Origin of the sequence: Lactobacillus sp. CBA3606 (assembly GCF_002970935.1) — a bacterium.
Lineage (GTDB): Bacteria > Bacillota > Bacilli > Lactobacillales > Lactobacillaceae > Lactiplantibacillus.
Genome location: NZ_CP027194.1, coordinates 2,132,803 through 2,144,644 on the forward strand (window position 1 = coordinate 2,132,803; position 11,842 = coordinate 2,144,644).

Below are 11,842 nucleotides of genomic sequence, written 5' to 3' on the forward strand. Positions count from 1 at the left end.
GTGAGGTAAGCAAATGCAATATCCAGAACCAATTGCAAAGTTAATTGATAGTTACATGAAATTACCAGGGATTGGCGGTAAAACGGCGACCCGTTTGGCCTTTTATACCATCGATATGGATGGTGATGATGTCACTGAATTTGCGAAAGCCTTAGTGGCCGCAAAACGTGATTTACATTTTTGCAGTATTTGTGGCAATATCACAGAAGATGATCCTTGTGTGATTTGTAAAGATAAGTCGCGTGATCAAAGTGCTGTTCTAGTGGTTGAAGAAGCCAAGGATGTAATGGCTATGGAAAAAATCAAAGAATACCAAGGCCTATATCATGTTTTGCATGGTGTTTTATCACCAGTTGATGGTAAGGGGCCCGAAGATATTAATATTGCGAGCTTATTAAAACGGCTGCAACAAAATGAAGCGATTAAAGAAGTCATCATTGCAACCAATGCTACGCCTGAAGGTGAAGCGACAGCCATGTATATCTCACGGCTCGTGAAGCCGGCTGGGATTAAGGTAACCCGGTTAGCGCATGGCTTATCTGTTGGTAGTGATATCCAATATGCGGATGAGATGACCCTCTTTAAGGCCGTTGAAGGTCGGCAAGAGATGTAAGTGGGGGTGAAACTAATTTTTAAGCGACGACAAAAAATTAAGCACCCCAAGGCAACGTATGATCAACAGTTATTGACATTACTCAATGCTGCCAAAGTTGATTGGGATCGTGCGAAGCAAAATGAAAAAGCAATTTATGATAACAATACGAGTGAATTAGTGACCCAAACGGTATTGGCACGTGCCAAGTATTTATATTTGTACCGTGAAGCGCGTCGGCGTCAAGTTCACGGTAATCAAATTCAACGTTCAGTCATTGATAAATAGGATTAGACTTAGGCGGTACGTTTTTTAACGTAGCGCTTTTTAGTTATAATGAGGCGAAAAACACAATTGATAGTGGTTAATGCAGTGAAATAAAGCTTTTAAATACTCTCACTAGTGGTGAACGCATTAGACATGCTTGCCACAATCAAGTACAATTATGACAATATGGATTATTAGATGGGATTGGGAATTGTGACAGGAAAGTTAGTAACCTTTGAAGGGCCCGATGGTGCGGGTAAGACCTCGGCCTTAACCGCATTAGTTGCCAAGATAGCCCCGCAGTTAGGCGATCAATTGGTCGTTACACGGGAACCGGGTGGTAATCAAATTTCAGAAGCGATTCGAAAAATAATTTTGGATCGGCATAATACGGCGATGGATGATCGAACTGAAGCCTTGTTGTATGCGGCAGCTCGGCGCCAACATTTGGTGCAAAAAATTCTACCTGCTTTAGCCCAAGATAAGTTGGTACTGTGTGATCGATTTATTGACAGTTCGATTGCCTATCAAGGTGCAGGTCGGGGGATTGGTGAACAAGCCGTCGAAGAGATGAATCAATTTGCTACGGCGGGGTTAACGCCTGATTTGACCTTGTATTTTGATGTTGATGCGGCAGTGGGCTTGCAACGTATTCAAACGCATCGTCAAAATGAAATCAATCGCTTAGATGTGGAAGCCTTGAGCTTTCATCAACGGGTACAGGCGGCTTATTTACAATTGTTAGCTCAGTATCCAGCGCGGATTAAACGGGTAGATGCAAGTCAACCGTTAGCGCAAGTTGTCACGCAAGCCCTGCAAATTATGACGACACAATTACCGCAATATTTTACCACTGAGGGGAAGTCGAAATTATGAAATTAATTATTGCCATTGTTCAAGATAAAGATAGTAACCGCCTCAGCAGTCAATTTATTGAAGCCAATGTGCGGGCCACGAAATTGTCGACGACGGGCGGCTTTTTACGTTCCGGAAATACGACGTTCATGATTGGGATTGATGATGACCGCGTCGATGAAGTTTTAGCCATGATTAAGCACACCAGTCATGCCCGTGATCAGTTTATGACGCCACCAGTTAACCTTGATGTCACGATGGATGGCGCTTCGGCCTATCCGGTTGAAGTTCAAGTTGGTGGGGCCACTGTGTTTGTTTTACCAATTGATCAATTTCACCAATTTTAAAGTTTAAGGTGGTTAATAATGGTAACAACTGATGAATTAACAACGACCTTAACGGCAAAGCAGCCGGCACTATTGGCTGCTTTTAAACATATTATTACGCAGCAACATTTAGCCCATGCTTATTTATTTGCTGGCATGGCAGGGGCTGGTCAACATGAATTAGCTATTTGGATTGCCCAACGGTTATTTTGTCACCATGTTGTGGCGGATGAACCAGATGGGACCTGTGATGAATGCTTACGAATCGCTAACGGCCAACATCCCGATATTGTGACGGTTGCGCCGGCTGGTCAAAGTATTCATGTGGATCAAGTTCGTTACTTAAAAGCAGAGTTTTCTAAAAGTGCGGTGGAAGGTAATCGAAAGATTTTTATTATTTCAGATGCCGAAAAAATGACAGCGAGTGCGGCTAATAGTCTATTAAAGTTTATTGAAGAACCTAGTGGGAACGTGACCGCGTTCTTATTAACGACGAATAAACAGCTCATGTTACCGACTATTATTTCGCGGACTCAGGTGATTGAATTTCCCCCGTTACGTGCGGGCGAACTACAGCAATTATTTGAACAGGCTGGGATTCCACCGCAACAAGCACAAATTTTACGGCACCTCACGAATAGCGTGACCCAAGCCCAAGCTTGGTTAGTCGATGATTGGTTAACCACGGCGGTGACGCAACTTTGGCGTTGGTTTTCACAAGTGGTTAAAGGCGATGCCCGGAGTTTTGTGGCAGTTCAGACTAATCTAGTGAGCTTGGGTAAGGATGCCGCACAACAAGGCGTGCTATTGGATTTAATTGCGAGTCTGTTTCAGGACTTACTGCAGGTTCATTTTAAGGTTGAAGCGCCAAATGAGCTCAGTTTCGGCCAATATCAGGAACAATTAGCAACAATGACGGCGACGTTACAAGCGTCGCAATTAGTAACGGCCACCGAATTAGCGTTGGCGGCTAAGCGCCAGCTGGCTAGTAATATTAGCTTTCAAAATGTCTTAGAAGGACTAACGTTACAATTGTGGCCAATTTTTCAAAAAAACGCTTAAATATAAAAAGATGAGGGTGAGCGTGTGGATAAGCGTGATTTATACGATAGTTTCGGTGATATGGAACAACAGATGCAACAAATGCTCGATAAAATGGCGCAACTACGGGCTGATATGACTAAAGTGTTAGAAAAAAACGCTGAGTTAGTTATTGAAAACGAACATTTACGGGAACACATGGTTGAAATTGAGAATGAATTACCGAAAAAGACCGCTGGCACAACCACCCTTTCGAAATCGCGGCAAAATCTGGAAAAACTTTACGATGAAGGATTCCATGTCTGTAATCAGTTTTATGGCAAACGGCGCGATGATGATGAATCCTGTGTCTTTTGTTTAGAAGTGATTTATGGCGAACGGGAACGTGCCTAAACCGTGGTAAGGAGGAGACAATTTGGAAACGCAACAAAGTTTTGCTGACCACGCTGCTGTAGGAACGTTGTATTTAGTACCGACGCCAATTGGTAACTTGCAAGATATGACGTATCGGGCAGTGACGACGTTAAAGGCGGTTGATTTAATTGCGGCCGAAGATACCCGTAATACACAGAAATTATTGAATCATTTTGAAATTGAGACGAAACAAATTAGTTTTCATGAACATAATACGCAGGAACGGATTCCGCAGTTAATTGCCAAGCTACAAGCGGGCGTTGACTTGGCACAAGTAAGTGACGCTGGGATGCCGTCAATTAGTGATCCTGGCACCGAATTAGTGGCCGCTTGTGTCGCTGCAAAGTTACCCGTAGTTCCTTTACCGGGGGCAAACGCGGGTTTAACAGCGTTAATTGCGTCCGGATTAGTGCCACAACCGTTTTATTTTTATGGCTTTTTACCGCGAAAAAAACAAGAACAAAAAATTGCTTTAACGGCGTTAGTGGCCCGAAAAGAGACCGTGATCTTATATGAGTCACCTTTTCGCGTTGCCAAAACGCTCGCAACCTTAGCGACAGTCTGTGAAGGCACTCGGCCAGTCGTTGCTTGTCGAGAATTAACGAAGCGTTATGAAGAATTTGCCCGCGGGACACTAACGGAGTTGGTCGATTGGGCTCAAAATCATCAACTTAAAGGGGAATTTGTGTTATTAATTGGGGGTAATCCGCATGATCCTGAACCGGATGCGCCGGATGAATTGGCACAGTTGCCTTTAAAGGCTCAAGTTGAGGCGCTAATAGCCGCTGGTGATAAGCCGAATGTCGCAATTAAGGCGATTGCTAAACGCCGGCAGGTCCAACGTCAGACTGTTTACAATGAGTTTCACGATATTAAATAGGAGGCGCAGGCCATGGCAGCTTTAGGCGACCAAGCTAAAATTTTTACTGAAAAACACCGATTAACTTACTACGAATGTGATCGCACGGGACGGGCAACGTTGACGACGTTAATTAACATTGCTATTTTGGCCTCGCAAGATCAAAGTGATGCGCTGGGATTAACAACAGAATTTGTGCAAAATCATGGCGTGGGTTGGGTGGTGACCCAGTATGAGATGACGATTACGCGGATGCCCAAATTGGATGAGACTGTCACTTTGGCCGTCCGTGGCTCCGCATATAATCCATATTTTGCGTTTCGCGAATTTTGGATTCGTGATGCTGATGGGCAAAACTTGGCCTATATTACCAGCATTTGGGTGACGATGAGTCAAACAACGCGGCGAATTGTAAAAATTGATCCTGAATTAGTGGCACCTTACCATTCAGAAGCTGTTAAGCGAATCCCACGATTACCACGACCGATTAATTTTGAAGAAACGCCAACGACGTTGAGTAAGCCGTACCAGGTCCGCTTCTTTGATATTGATCCGAACCGGCATGTTAATAATGCGCACTATTTTGACTGGTTATTGGATACGCTACCCGCTGAATTTTTATTACAACATGATTTGGTCCAAGTAGCAGTTCGTTATGAAAACGAAGTGCAGTATGGGCATACGGTGACTTCAGCAGTTAATATTTTGCCGGCGACAGCGCCAGATGAAGTGACAACGAGTCATCGTATCATGGTTGGCGATGAGAAGTGTTGTGAAGTAACAGTTAAGTGGCGGCCACTAGCGGCACCAATTGAATAAGTAAGTTGCCCTAAAGTTGAGCCGTTAGTGCTCAACTTTTTTTGTGCGGTTGGGTGTCAACTTAAAGCTAATTGGCCACTGGTTTATGCTATGATAAGGGTAAGTTTAAAGGGAGGTAAATTATGTCAATTCTTGTTTTGGGGGGAGCCGGTTATATTGGTTCTCACATGGTTGATCGCTTAGTTGAAAATGGTACCGAGGTAGCAGTGGTCGATAATTTAGTTACCGGTCACCGGGCAGCAATTAATCCAGGAGCCACTTTCTATGAAGGCGATGTGCGCGACGCTGAATTTTTAAATCAGGTTTTTGATCGTGAATCAATTACAGCAGTTGTTCATTTTGCCGCATTTTCAATCGTACCAGAATCAATGGAAAAACCGTTGAAATATTTTGACAATAATACTGGTGGGATGATTACGTTGTTAGAAGTCATGCAAGCCCATGGGGTGAAGCAAATTGTCTTCTCATCAACAGCTGCCACTTATGGCACACCGAAACAAATTCCAATTAAAGAAACTGATCCGCAGAATCCGATTAACCCATATGGTGCTAGCAAGTTAATGATGGAACAGATTATGCATTGGGCAGACGTGGCCTATGGTGTTAAGTTTGTGGCATTACGGTACTTTAACGTAGCTGGTGCAAAACCAGATGGTAGTATCGGGGAAGACCATGGTCCTGAAACGCATTTAGTGCCAATTATTTTACAGGTCGCTCAAGGTAAACGTGCCGAGCTAAAGATTTTTGGGGATGATTACCAAACGCCAGATGGGACTAATGTGCGTGATTATGTCCATGTGTTAGATTTAGCGGATGCGCATATCTTAGCATTGAAATATTTGGCTGCTGGAAATGACAGTAATGCCTTTAACTTAGGCTCTTCAACTGGCTTTTCTAATCGGCAGATGTTGGCGGCCGCCCGGGAAGTGACAGGGAAACCTATTCCGGCGACGCTGACTGCACGGCGTCCTGGTGATCCTGATTCATTGGTAGCTGCTAGTGATAAGGCTCGCCAAATTTTAGGCTGGCAACCACATTACGATGATGTTAATGAAATCATTAAGACCGCTTGGGCTTGGACCCAAAAGCACCCTAATGGTTATGATGATCGCAACTAAATTGACATAAATTAAAACACCAGGTTACTGACAATGCTAGCTGATTTCTGAGCTAGTGATGCCAAGCAACCTGGTGTTTTTTAGGGGGTGTCACTTATTGATTGAGCTGTTGATAGTCGCTGATAATTGCAAGCAACCGCTTGATATCATCAGTATTAACATCACCAATGGTTCCAATCCGGAAACTTGGAATGTTGGATACTTTCCCTGGATAAATCACAAAGCCCCGGTCTTTGATAAATTGATAAAAATCGTCAAATTTAAAGTGGGTTGTGGGATATTTAAAGGATGTGATGATGGGACCTTGATCAGCTTGACCAATGACTAATTCAAAGCCCAGCGCTTGCATACCCGTACTTAATAGCGCTTGATTGGCAGCGTAGCGATGATAACGTGGAATCACGCCACCTTCAACCTTAAATTCGGCCAAGGCTTGTGCGAAGGCATGGACAACATGGGTTGGCGATGTAAATCGCCACTTGCCCGGTTGGTTGGTCATCGTTTGCCATTGGTCATATAAATCAAGACTTAGTGATCGGGCATTAGTCGCTGTTTGAGCGAGCTCACTTTTTTTAGCAATGACAAATGCGAAGCCCGGCACGCCTTGCACGCATTTATTAGCGCTACTGATTAAATAGTCACAGGCCAATTGATCGACGTCAATTGGCACGCCACCGAGACTCGACATCGCATCAATAATCGAGATGATTCCCCGTGATTTTAGCAAGGGGAGTAACTGTTCAATCGGGTTTAAAATGCCAGTCGTGGTTTCACTATGGACAGTGGCGAAGTGGGTGACTTCGGGATGAGCGGCTAAGGCTTGAGCGATTCTTTGAGGATCAACCGCTTGGTCCTCTGCAAATACGACGTCGACGTGTGGAATTTGATAGTAGTCTGCGATGGTGCTCATGCGATGACCATAGGCACCGTTGATGGCAATCATTAAGACGGCATCTTTTCGTGGAATCGCCGTTCCGAGCGTTGCTTCGACGGCGTAACTACCGCTACCTTGTAATAATACCGTTGTGTAGTTGTCTGGATTAGCCTGGGCTAAAGTTAACAGCTGTTGCCGAATGGTTTCGGTAATTTCCCGGTAATCGCTATCCCAAGTACAGTAATCAATCTGCATCGCAGCTTTAACAGTCGCTGTCGTACTTAGGGGGCCTGGTGTGAGTAATAAATACGGTTGTTTCATGGTGTACTCCTTTAAAGTCTTAGTGAGTATCGATAACAGGTTGATTGATTGTTGTAAGTAATGACGGTAGGTCAACCATTGATTGCAAAATGTAATCCGCCCCGGCTGCCTGATAGTCGGCTGTGACTTTTGCCCGTCGTGCCGTTTGTTCGGCGAAGGTTAACGCCTCAAACTCAGCTTGTGATGAGCCCATTAGATTACTTCCGTCAACGATACCGACAGTTCGGACGTTCGCATTTTGACCTTCTAAAATATCATTGATAGAATCGCCGATTTTTAAAACAGTTGCGGGATCAGTAACCGCTAATTGGTCGCAAGCAAGTTCAAGCATGGCTGGCGCTGGTCGACCAATCCCATTAGTTTGAGCAGAAGTAATATTGACACTAGGACGATAGCCTTGTTTAGCCGCAATTGGGGCAACGATGGCTAACATTTCGGCATCGTAACCAGTAGTGGTGCCATAGGCGATCTGATGTTGATCAAGATAATCAATGACGGCTGGCATGCCTGGCTTTAGTGTCGCAAAGTCCGTTAGCGAGGCTAATAAAATTGTTTTGAAATCCTGATAGATGCGTTCGCAGTCATCATGGGAAGGCAAGACCTGAAAGCGAGCTTGCCAATTATTTTGGACGAGTGGTAAGTTAATGATTTTGTGAATGTGCGTGTATTTATCTAAGCCCATGTCTTGACGGATTTCAGCTTCAGAAATTTCAACGCCAACATTGGCAAAAGCTTGTTGAAAAGCTACGATGGGCGCTCGGCTGCCATAGTCAACTGTCGTACCGGCCCAATCAAAAATAAGTGCTTTAATCGTCATGTTATAACTCCTTTAGTTAGGTGGATTAGTTGTTTTTTAAATAGTGACCGCGCAAACGCATTGAGACAACTTCCAATACGATGGCTACTGCAATCAAAAGGTAAACGATGAGGCCAACTTCATGAAAATTAAAGTAGAAGCCACTGGCCATGAATAGATAGTAACCAATATCGTCAGCGCCGGCAGCGGCACCAACTGCAACTGCATTAGCAAAGTTGATTTCAAAGCGGATGAAAGTCCAACTCAGTAATGCTGGAATAATCGACGGTAAAATTGCTTGGAAGACAATCGGCCAAAAGCCAACGCCACTGGCTTTTAATGCTTCAATCGTGTCTTGAGAAGTTTCTTCAATACTTTCGGAATAAGCTTTGACCAAGTAGGCGACACTATGGAATGTAAGGCCAACAACAGCTGCGTTAGCGCCCAAGCCCATGACAACTGAATAAATCAGTACCCAGAGAATGGTTGGAATTGACCGGATGAACGCCATTACCGCTTTAATCGTGTTTGCTAGTCCATCGGGGACTAAGTTGCGGGCCGAAAAAACAGCAATGAAAAAGGCAATTAACGCACCCAATAGTGTGGTTAGCATGGCTAATGAGACACTAGTTGCCAATGCCCGTAGTAATAAAGACCAGGAATCTTGACCGACGCTTGGTTGTAAAAACATAGCCTTTAAGTTAAGACCTAAGCTTTGAAAGGCATCAAGAAAATTCAAGTTACCGGTATCAAGTGTGAGCAATGAGTAAATGGTAATTAAGCCTAAGGCCCCTAACACAGTCCGCAGAATTAAACGCGGTTTCGTGATTAATGAAATATGTGTGGTTTTTGGTGCATGTGGCCGAATGGTCTCAGGTTTTGGTTGACTATTTTCAATCATGCAATCGCCCTCCGAATCTGAGTGGAAGTTAGTTCGAGTAGAATAACTAAAACGGCAATTAACAAGACAATTAAGCCGGCAGCATCGTAACGAAAACTCTTAAAATAGTGATTGAATAGGAACCCAATACCAGTTCCAGTTAGGATGCCGACTAAAGTGGCATCACGGAGATTGTTTTCAATCATGTAAAGGACCCAACTAGTCAGGGTACTGGCAACCTCGGGTAAGACGCCACAAAAAACACATTGGAAGTAACTAGCGCCAACTGCTTGGAGTGCCTGCAACTTTTCAGCGTTTAAGTCTTCAATCGTTTCCGTGAAGGCGCGGATTAAATAGCCTAAAGTCATGAAAAATAAGGCTAGAAAACCGGTTAAATCACTTTGCTTGAAAGAAAATAGTAAGATCATTGCCCAAGCAACTACTGGAATATTCCGTAATAATGACGCAATCAACCGAATTACCAGTCTGAGACCAGGTGCAGGACTAGTCGTCTTGGCACCAAGCACAGCCAAAATCAGTCCAAACAAACTAGCACAGACTGTGGAGGAAATTGCGACAATTAAAGTACGCCATAACTGATAAAGAATGGGACCTAAATACGAGATTGAACTGGCAGTGGGTACAAAGTTCTTAAAGAGCCAGATTAAGCCGGCTGGGACCTGAGCTAGTGACGTTATTGTTTGAAAGTTAACGATTGCCACGGAAGCAGCGTAAATCCCAATCAGTATCAATAAAATAACGAATAATCGTAACCGACGTTGACGAAAAAATTGTTGTGGTGATTGAAAGTTAGTTTTCATGAGCACTCACCGTCGATTCAGGCTTTTCAGCTTGCGCATAGATTCGTTGTAAGATGGCATCATCAACAGTTTGACTAGCACCTTCAAAGACAATTTCACCGCTATTAATGCCAATAATGTGATCAGCGTAGTCGGTTGCAATATCTACTTGATGGAGATTAATGAGAATGATGAGCTGCTTTTCCTTAGCTAACCGACGTAAAATATCCATCACAATTTGTGTTGATTTAGGATCCAAAGAGGCAATCGGTTCATCGCATAAGATCATTTTAGGATGCTGCATCAAAGCTCGCGCAATTCCAACACGTTGCTGTTGGCCACCGCTTAACTGATCACAGCGTTGATACGCATATTCTTTGAGACCAACTTCGGTTAATAAAGCTAAAGCTTCGGCTTTCTCAGCGTCTGTGTAGCGTCCCAACATACCAGCTAAAGTTGATTTGGCACCTAAACGACCATGTAAGACATTTTCTAAAGCCGTTAGTGGCTCGATGAGGTTGTAATTTTGAAAAATCATCCCAATGTGATGTCGAATACGGCGTAGTTCTGATTTATTAGCTTGGCGAATGTCTTGATCATCAAGTAGAATTTGACCACTGTCGTCGCGGATTAATTGGTTGACACTCCGTAAAATAGTTGTTTTACCAGCCCCGGATGGGCCAATGATGGCCGTTACTTCACCAGGTTGCGCTGTAAAACTAACCCCTTTAAGGGAGTGCTTATTGTGACCGTAAGTTTTATTTAATTGGATTACTTTGAGCATAGCAGTTCCTTTCATGATGCTTATTAGCTACCGAGTGGTTTAATAACCAACTAGTTTATGGGTTGGGGCATACCATTTATCATTGACCTTAACTAATTGTGATTTGTTAGATTGCTTAGGGAATAGTTTTGGTGTTTTAGCACCGGGAGCTGAGAAAATAGCTTTATTTTGAGCGAAAGATTTTGAAGTGAATTCATCCGCAATCTTCTTTTGGTCAGTCTTGCTGAGCGTCTTCGTGTTGTAAACCCATGGGCCCTGTTGGACTGGCATTTTGGCGATGTTTACAACTTGTTGACCTTTAAGGGTATTGAATGGTGCTTCAGCATCATCTTTAACCGTGAAAGTTGAACCAAGCTTATTCCATGACCCACTAGTTACTTTAAGGTATGGCATTAAGTCAGTATCATCAAAGGCTGCAACATCAACGTCGCCCTTGATTAAGTTCACTGCAGAACCTTGATGCGAGCCGCCATAAAGAACCTTGCTGAAGAATTCACCATTTTGAGTTAACGTATCTTTGTCTTTACTCTTAATCTTAAATTCGCGGGTTAATTCAGCGGTTGGCACTAGAAAACCAGAAGTTGAACTGTTAGAAACGTAAGACATCCGTTTGCCTTTAACATTTTTAATGCTATATTTGCCGTCGACTTGGTACTTGTGCGCGTCTTTTTGTTGTACCATTAAGTAAGAATTGTATGAGGCGTCTTTTAAAGTGCCTTTGGCATCAGATTGGGCGGCAAAAGGTTGCACGTCTTTACTAAGGTGATTAGCTTGGATATAACCATTAGCCCCCATGTAAGCCACTTGAGCTTTACCTGAAGCGATGGCTTGAATGGCAACATTGTAATCGGTGGTTGTTTGTAACTTAACAGTCTTACCAGTGACTTTTTCGATGGATTTTTTCAAAGCTGCTCGTGAGCCAGAAAAACTTTTAGCAGATTCATTAGGATAGAAGACCACGGAAATAGTTCCTTTGTTGGCACTGCTACTTTTCTTTGTGCTAGTCCCACTGGCACAACCGGCTAAGCCTAACCCTAAAACTGAAATCATTGAAACCCCTAAAAGTGACTTACTAATCTTTGACATAATTTCAAAT

15 protein-coding genes are annotated in these 11,842 nt (G+C 43.5%); 9 read left to right on the forward strand and 6 right to left on the reverse strand.

The features are described 5' to 3' along the window. Window positions 1–13: 13 nt before the first annotated feature. From recR to galE, 9 genes are all read left to right on the forward strand, one after another. The gene (gene recR / locus C5Z26_RS10340) at window positions 14–613 is read left to right on the forward strand and encodes a recombination mediator RecR (protein ID WP_105449868.1); all 600 of its coding nucleotides are present in this window, start codon (window positions 14–16) and stop codon (window positions 611–613) included. Window positions 614–628: 15 nt separating this feature from the next. Next, on the forward strand, window positions 629–880 hold the full coding sequence (locus C5Z26_RS10345) for a YaaL family protein (protein ID WP_105450177.1): 252 nt from the start codon (window positions 629–631) through the stop codon (window positions 878–880). A 189-nt stretch (window positions 881–1,069) separates the two neighbouring features. Further along, on the forward strand, window positions 1,070–1,735 hold the full coding sequence (gene tmk, locus C5Z26_RS10350) for a dTMP kinase (protein WP_105450178.1): 666 nt from the start codon (window positions 1,070–1,072) through the stop codon (window positions 1,733–1,735). Further along, the gene (darA, locus tag C5Z26_RS10355; RefSeq protein WP_105449869.1) at window positions 1,732–2,061 is read left to right on the forward strand and encodes a cyclic di-AMP receptor DarA; all 330 of its coding nucleotides are present in this window, start codon (window positions 1,732–1,734) and stop codon (window positions 2,059–2,061) included. Before tmk ends, darA begins: the two co-directional genes overlap by 4 nt. Window positions 2,062–2,079: 18 nt before the next feature. Continuing rightward, the gene (gene holB / locus C5Z26_RS10360) at window positions 2,080–3,102 is read left to right on the forward strand and encodes a DNA polymerase III subunit delta' (RefSeq protein ID WP_105449870.1); all 1,023 of its coding nucleotides are present in this window, start codon (window positions 2,080–2,082) and stop codon (window positions 3,100–3,102) included. Window positions 3,103–3,126: 24 nt separating this feature from the next. Continuing rightward, complete coding sequence (locus C5Z26_RS10365; protein WP_105449871.1) at window positions 3,127–3,474, forward strand: DNA replication initiation control protein YabA; 348 nt, start codon at window positions 3,127–3,129, stop codon at window positions 3,472–3,474. 22 nt (window positions 3,475–3,496) lie between these two features. Next, a complete protein-coding gene (gene rsmI, locus C5Z26_RS10370) occupies window positions 3,497–4,375 on the forward strand; it encodes a 16S rRNA (cytidine(1402)-2'-O)-methyltransferase (protein WP_105449872.1) in 879 nt (292 codons plus the stop codon). A 12-nt stretch (window positions 4,376–4,387) separates the two neighbouring features. After that, window positions 4,388–5,173 (forward strand): acyl-[acyl-carrier-protein] thioesterase, encoded by a 786-nt coding sequence (locus C5Z26_RS10375; RefSeq protein WP_105449873.1) that lies wholly within the window; start codon window positions 4,388–4,390, stop codon window positions 5,171–5,173. Window positions 5,174–5,295: 122 nt separating this feature from the next. Beyond that, window positions 5,296–6,291 (forward strand): UDP-glucose 4-epimerase GalE, encoded by a 996-nt coding sequence (gene galE / locus C5Z26_RS10380; protein ID WP_105449874.1) that lies wholly within the window; start codon window positions 5,296–5,298, stop codon window positions 6,289–6,291. Window positions 6,292–6,385: 94 nt separating this feature from the next. On the opposite strand, the gene phnW is transcribed toward galE, so the two are convergent. Genes phnW through C5Z26_RS10410 form a run of 6 tightly spaced genes read right to left on the reverse strand, consistent with a single transcriptional unit; the run spans window position 6,386 to window position 11,832 of the window. Then, complete coding sequence (gene phnW / locus C5Z26_RS10385; RefSeq protein WP_105449875.1) at window positions 6,386–7,486, reverse strand: 2-aminoethylphosphonate--pyruvate transaminase; 1,101 nt, start codon at window positions 7,484–7,486, stop codon at window positions 6,386–6,388. Window positions 7,487–7,505: 19 nt separating this feature from the next. Continuing rightward, window positions 7,506–8,303, reverse strand: coding sequence for a phosphonoacetaldehyde hydrolase (gene phnX / locus C5Z26_RS10390; protein WP_105449876.1), 798 nt, complete (start codon window positions 8,301–8,303; stop codon window positions 7,506–7,508). Window positions 8,304–8,328: 25 nt separating this feature from the next. Beyond that, window positions 8,329–9,183 (reverse strand): PhnE/PtxC family ABC transporter permease, encoded by an 855-nt coding sequence (locus C5Z26_RS10395; RefSeq protein WP_105449877.1) that lies wholly within the window; start codon window positions 9,181–9,183, stop codon window positions 8,329–8,331. Continuing rightward, entirely contained in the window at window positions 9,180–9,983 is an 804-nt protein-coding gene (gene phnE, locus C5Z26_RS10400) for a phosphonate ABC transporter, permease protein PhnE (RefSeq protein WP_105449878.1), read from the reverse strand. The genes C5Z26_RS10395 and phnE overlap by 4 nt, the downstream gene beginning before the upstream one ends. Beyond that, window positions 9,973–10,746, reverse strand: coding sequence for a phosphonate ABC transporter ATP-binding protein (phnC, locus tag C5Z26_RS10405; protein ID WP_105449879.1), 774 nt, complete (start codon window positions 10,744–10,746; stop codon window positions 9,973–9,975). Before phnC ends, phnE begins: the two co-directional genes overlap by 11 nt. 39 nt (window positions 10,747–10,785) lie before the next feature. After that, window positions 10,786–11,832: a phosphate/phosphite/phosphonate ABC transporter substrate-binding protein gene (locus C5Z26_RS10410; RefSeq protein ID WP_105449880.1), complete on the reverse strand. Its 1,047-nt coding sequence runs from the start codon at window positions 11,830–11,832 to the stop codon at window positions 10,786–10,788. Between the last annotated feature and the right edge of the window lie 10 nt (window positions 11,833–11,842).

Excerpts from the sequence above, each read along its gene's own strand:
- recR (WP_105449868.1), top strand. The coding sequence starts at position 14 with ATGCAATATCCAGAACCAATTGCAAAGTTAATTGATAGTTACATGAAA.
- darA (WP_105449869.1), top strand. The coding sequence starts at position 1,732 with ATGAAATTAATTATTGCCATTGTTCAAGATAAAGATAGTAACCGCCTC.
- holB (WP_105449870.1), top strand. The coding sequence starts at position 2,080 with ATGGTAACAACTGATGAATTAACAACGACCTTAACGGCAAAGCAGCCG.
- C5Z26_RS10375 (WP_105449873.1), top strand. The coding sequence starts at position 4,388 with ATGGCAGCTTTAGGCGACCAAGCTAAAATTTTTACTGAAAAACACCGA.
- galE (WP_105449874.1), top strand. The coding sequence starts at position 5,296 with ATGTCAATTCTTGTTTTGGGGGGAGCCGGTTATATTGGTTCTCACATG.
- phnW (WP_105449875.1), bottom strand. The coding sequence starts at position 7,486 with ATGAAACAACCGTATTTATTACTCACACCAGGCCCCCTAAGTACGACA.
- phnX (WP_105449876.1), bottom strand. The coding sequence starts at position 8,303 with ATGACGATTAAAGCACTTATTTTTGATTGGGCCGGTACGACAGTTGAC.
- C5Z26_RS10395 (WP_105449877.1), bottom strand. The coding sequence starts at position 9,183 with ATGATTGAAAATAGTCAACCAAAACCTGAGACCATTCGGCCACATGCA.
- phnE (WP_105449878.1), bottom strand. The coding sequence starts at position 9,983 with ATGAAAACTAACTTTCAATCACCACAACAATTTTTTCGTCAACGTCGG.
- phnC (WP_105449879.1), bottom strand. The coding sequence starts at position 10,746 with ATGCTCAAAGTAATCCAATTAAATAAAACTTACGGTCACAATAAGCAC.
- C5Z26_RS10410 (WP_105449880.1), bottom strand. The coding sequence starts at position 11,832 with ATGTCAAAGATTAGTAAGTCACTTTTAGGGGTTTCAATGATTTCAGTT.